This window comes from Actinoplanes sp. NPDC051411 (assembly GCF_040682075.1).
Lineage (GTDB): Bacteria > Actinomycetota > Actinomycetes > Mycobacteriales > Micromonosporaceae > Actinoplanes.
On record NZ_JBFBAD010000255.1, the window covers coordinates 1 to 4,946 of the forward strand.

Sequence of the window (4,946 nt, forward strand, 5' to 3'; positions counted from 1 at the left end):
CGTCATACGACGGCGCGGACTCGGCAGGCACGAATAGTCAACGCTTTCAGAGCCCTCCGCGGCACTGAAAGATCAACGACACCTATCCAGTTACGCGTCAACGGCGTTTACGAGTCGGCGAACTGCGTTTTGAGCAGCCTCAGGAACTTGACCGAGCACATCGTCCCACTCGAAATCGGGATTATCGACGCCTTCGCGCCCCAGTTCCTGGAAGACAAGATGGGCGATAAGGAATTCGCCGTGCTCAGCGATCGAACCTGCGCGGCCTTCCCACTGCGTCCGGCTCTCGTGCAACGTAGTTCGGACAGCGCGAAGCAGCAGTACGGAGCGCCAGATTTGGAGTGCGGAAGGTTGGGGATGGAACAGCAACCGGTACGCGCCTGCCGGACCCTCTTCCCACAGCAAATCCGGGTCGCGTTTCGCTCGGACGGCCAATTCGGGGTTGTGATGAGCACAGGCCAGTGCGATCGCCGCGTGAACGACAGAGCAACCGGCCTCTGGGGGAGGTTCGATCTCACCTCGCTTGATTGTGTAGGTCTTCTGCAAGGTTAGCGCGAAATCATCCCTGATATTGAATTGCACCGGATCCAGTGCGACATAGTCACGCCGCTCTACGTGATTTTGCGTGTTGGTCGCCTTGGTGATTTGGGTGGCGATGTCGTCTGGGTCGCTTCCGGTGGCGATCACCTTCACCGTTACGAACGCCGATCCTACGGTCTCGGGATTACGCTTCATGGCCTCCAGGGCTGCGGATACGGTTTGGGCGCCATTTACTACGCTGGCGTCGATGAGCTTTAGGCTGATGGGGCCATCTGGAGATGTTCGAGCAAATGGTGTAGCTTCGATACTCTTGCAAAGAACGGTGATGCCGTTGTTATAGTAGAAGAAGCGGCTTGGGTCAACTTGTAGCGTCTCGACGACCGATTGATTGACACGCGTTATGCCGAGGGACTTTCGGATGTTTCCCTCAAAGAGTCGGTCACCATGCTCTTCTAGCCACCCTGCTACCTCACCGGCTGGCACGCTGCCCGAATATGAATCGAAAGGGTAAGCCCTCCTGAACCACTCGTGCATCTTAACCGTAAGGTCGAATTTTGGAGGCGTAATGCCGGCCTGGACGATATTCCAGACCTCAGGCGCTAAGCAAACTTCGTAGTCGAGCATGGGCCCGAAGCCGTTGAACCGTGCGCATGCCTCATCTAGGCGCCGCGCGACATCCCCTGACAGGCTTTGGACTCCCATCAGCCCGATCAAAAGAGTGATGCGTGCGTCTTCTTGGTCGAGGACGCCCTTGATGCGTGGTGCCAGAGCCTGCAATTTAGCGTTCAGCGGACCGTAGTCTTGATGGTCGAGTTTCTCCAGCCCTTCCACCATTTTCAATGCATCGGCGACGCCTATGCTCGCCTGCCAATTTCTATTCCATTTTGTCTGAATCAGCCAAAGGTGCGGACTAGCTTGACCAATCGCTATGGCGTCGATGCCGTAATCATCGCGTCCGTCGACCACCAGATCCGCTGCCTCTGCAGCCCCGCAACCGGACCTCTGCCGGACCAGCAGGGCGGCCAGTGCGCGGGACGCGAAGTTGCGAGCCTGCTCGCCAGCGTCGGGGTTGGTGATGTCTGAGATGTCGATCAAGCCGTCGAACTCCCGGCGCAACGCCGTTTCGATGAGCCTCACCTGGCGCGGCGCTGATGACGAGCTTGTATTAGGCCTTGAGGTGTGCGATGAGGTCAACTTTCCCCCGACTCAGTCAGCGCCTCGTCCCGTCTCGTTGCTGCGGTCGCCCTGGGCCCAGCGTGACGGCACGTTCTGAGTCCACACTGGCACCAGCTGCAAAATGAATCAAGCTCGTATGGAGGGACGAGGGTTACCTAAAAACCTGGAGATCATTTGCCGCAGGAGCAGGGATGGCGACTGATTGAGGATGCGCTCAGAGAGATGTCTGCAGGTCTCGACTTAATGGCTTTCATCTCCGACCCAACCCGTGCGCTGCCGCGACACGGCGCCGGTGGATTGTCGTGCCCGTCAAGCCTGTACATAGACATCTCACTGGCACGTCGTGACCGGCGCGCAGATCGGAGCGTATGTCCGGCCTGACAAACGTCCTGACTTCGGACATGAAATCTTGAGACACCGGGAACCTCTCAACCTGCGGACGACCGGATTTAGCAGGTTGCCACGCGGGGAAGGCTCTTTACCCTTGCCTCCGCCTCAGCACTACATGCTCCTCAATGACGAGTTGGCCAGGCCGGCGCGGGCCTCCCGACGTGTGAGGTGTTCTCGGAGACCCGCCCGGGGCACCTTCAGGTGGGATCGGATTGCGCGAAGCGCGGGGCCACTTGGCCCGCCCCGGCGCCGGGTCTGATCGGCTGACTCCGTGCCCTCCGCCGCCTTCGGATCAACCCCAGCCGTACGCCGAACAACACGATCACCAAGATCACTGCGCCGATCCAGAACCGTGGGCCGAAGGACCCGGGCGGGTTCGCGTGGCGCGTGCGACCGGAAAAATGACGTCGGCTGCCACGTCGATTGTGCTCACCTCGGGCGGCGCGGTCAGCACGGTGCGCTGGCTCGACGCGCCGGGGGCCAGCGCCAGGATCATCGTGCCGCGCTGCACCAGGGCCGTACCGTCGGGCTGCCAGCCGAGCAGGGTGGCGCGCTGCTCGGTGGTGGTGGTGGTGATCCGGGGCAGGACCGGGCCGGAGCGCGCCGCGCCGGTGGCCGGATCGAGGTAGCGCATCGGCCAGTCGTGGTCGGGCGGCGTTGGCACCACGGCCAGCCCGCGGCCGTCCGGGGTCCACGCGCCCTTCCCGGCCAGCACCAGCCCGGCCGGCGCCGGGAACGTCGCCAGCGCCCGGCCGGTCGGATCGGTCACGTGGATCTGGTTCTTCGCCTGATAGGCGATCCGCCGCCCGTCCGGCGACCAGCCACGGTCACCGCGCTGTCGTCACCGGAGTCGATGTCGGCGAGCTTGGTCCAGCGCCCGTCCGCGACCGTGACGATGCCCAACACGTCGGCGCCGCTCGAGGCGGCGTCCTCGACGATCAGCGACGAGTTGTCCGGCGACCAGCCGATCGGGCTGCTGTGCTGCGACCCGGGCACTTTCAGGTCGAGTGTCCGGGTCACGCCGCCGGTCAGGTCGAACAGGTGCAGCCGCGGCGAGTCCCCGTCGAACGCGGGCGCCGCGACCGTACGGCCGTCCGGCGACAGCGTCACGTCCGCTCGTCCCATGAGTCGAGGCCCACCGTCAGCACCCGGTAGGCGTCGGAGCCGGCGCCGGCCACCGCGTACTCATCGGCGTCGTCGGTTCAGCCGCCGAACCGGCTGCCGCCGCCGCTGAACAGCACAGACGCCGCACCGAGGCGGGACCGGTCGCCGACGTGCAGCGCGCCGTACGGTGGCAGCCCGATCCGGTCCGGCAGCGCCCCGGCCACCCCTCCTAGCGGCCGAGGCGCGCCACTACTGTCAGCTGCGGCTTGCGACCCCGGCTACCTGCCAACGCAGTTCCTTTGCGCCGTCGCGCTGCGTTCCGGTCGGTTCGGCACCCGGCGGGTGCCAGTGCGGCAGCAGAGTCAGCCCCGGGCCGATCAGCTCGAAGCCCTCGAAGAACGGAAGAATCTCCTCGCGGGTGCGCGGATACCATCGGGGCGCGCCGGCCGCGTTGAGAATCCGGCCGATCTCGTGGGGGCGAGGGTCGTCGAGGATGTGGGAGACCACGAGGTAGCTGCCCGGCGCCATGCGCTCTCGCAGCAGGCCCAGGATGCCCGCGGGGTCATCGTGCTCACCGATGAAGTGAAGGACGGCGACAAGCAGGACCGCGACCGGCTGGTCGAAGTCGAGCAACTCGCGTACCCGATCATCGTCCAGAATCTTCCGCGGCTCGCGAAGGTCGCCCTGGATGTAGCGGGTGTTCTCGTTGACCGCCAGCAACGCCTGGCCGTGCACCACGGCGAGGGGATCGTGGTCGACGTACACGATTCGGCTGCCCGGGGCGGCGGCCTGCGCGACTTCGTGAACGTTGCGCCGGGTCGGCAGGCCCGAGCCGATATCGAGGAACTGCCGGATCCCCGCCTCGGCGGCCAGGTGATGCACGGCCCGGACGAGGAACTCCCGGTTGGACGCGACCATCTGCACCGATTCGGGGACCGAGGCCATCATCGAGTCGGCGGCCATGCGGTCGACGGCGAAGTTGTCCTTGCCACCGAGGTAGTAGTCGTACATCCGGGCAACGCTCGGCCGGCTCGTGTCAACGCCGGGGACCCCCGTCTCCTCTGGCATGACCCCAACCCTCTCGATCCAGGACCGCATCCGGACGGACGGCGGCGGTGCCACGTTCGTCGACCACGCGAAGCAACCATATCGATGCCCGCAACCCTCGCCGCCGGTCGACGCCAGCATCGCACCCGATGCCGACGTTTCGGCAATCGGCCACGTCCGAGTGATAGGTCGCCTCGGTCCGCCAAGCCATGAAACCTAAAACCAGGGGCAGGCCCTCCCGCGGCATCCTCTCGGCAAGTCCCGACTGCGGCCCGTCACGACCATCTGCTACGCCACGGTGATCCTGGCCGACATGGCGGGGTGGTGTCCCCCACGGCCCGCGGTGTTGGCCGACGGGCGGTGCTGGCCGGGCCGGCGGCGGTGCCCGATCGCCCGTCGGCGCCGATGGGACCGCCCGGCCGAGCCGACATCGCCGACCGGACGGACATGCTCGACCTGATCGGCAGGACCGGCCCGGTCGACGGAGCCACCTGACCCAGGGCGTTGCCCGGTCTGCCCGCCGGCAGCGGCCGACCGTGCCAGCCTGACCAGCCCGACCAGGTAATGGTCTATCTGCCCGCTCGCAGGACTTGACCCGATCACCCCGATCACCCGGATCATCCGGATCGGCCGGGTCAGCGGGGCCGGCCGGGTCAGCGGGGCCGGCCGGGTCAGCGGGGCCGGCCGGG

Annotated in this window: 5 protein-coding genes; all 5 read right to left on the reverse strand. The window is 65.6% G+C overall.

What is annotated here, in order from left to right:
- Window positions 1–90: 90 nt before the first annotated feature.
- Window positions 91–1,677, reverse strand: a complete 1,587-nt coding sequence (locus AB0M88_RS52790) for an AIPR family protein (protein WP_364116097.1) — start codon at window positions 1,675–1,677, stop codon at window positions 91–93.
- 760 nt (window positions 1,678–2,437) lie between these two features.
- Window positions 2,438–2,875, reverse strand: a complete 438-nt coding sequence (locus tag AB0M88_RS52795) for a hypothetical protein (RefSeq protein WP_364116100.1) — start codon at window positions 2,873–2,875, stop codon at window positions 2,438–2,440.
- Window positions 2,872–3,231, reverse strand: a complete 360-nt coding sequence (locus tag AB0M88_RS52800; protein ID WP_364116102.1) for a hypothetical protein — start codon at window positions 3,229–3,231, stop codon at window positions 2,872–2,874. Before AB0M88_RS52800 ends, AB0M88_RS52795 begins: the two co-directional genes overlap by 4 nt.
- A gap of 77 nt (window positions 3,232–3,308) precedes the next feature.
- Window positions 3,309–3,434, reverse strand: coding sequence for a hypothetical protein (locus AB0M88_RS52805; protein WP_364116105.1), 126 nt, complete (start codon window positions 3,432–3,434; stop codon window positions 3,309–3,311).
- 31 nt (window positions 3,435–3,465) lie between these two features.
- Window positions 3,466–4,278, reverse strand: coding sequence for an SAM-dependent methyltransferase (locus tag AB0M88_RS52810; protein WP_364116108.1), 813 nt, complete (start codon window positions 4,276–4,278; stop codon window positions 3,466–3,468).
- Window positions 4,279–4,946: the final 668 nt, after the last annotated feature.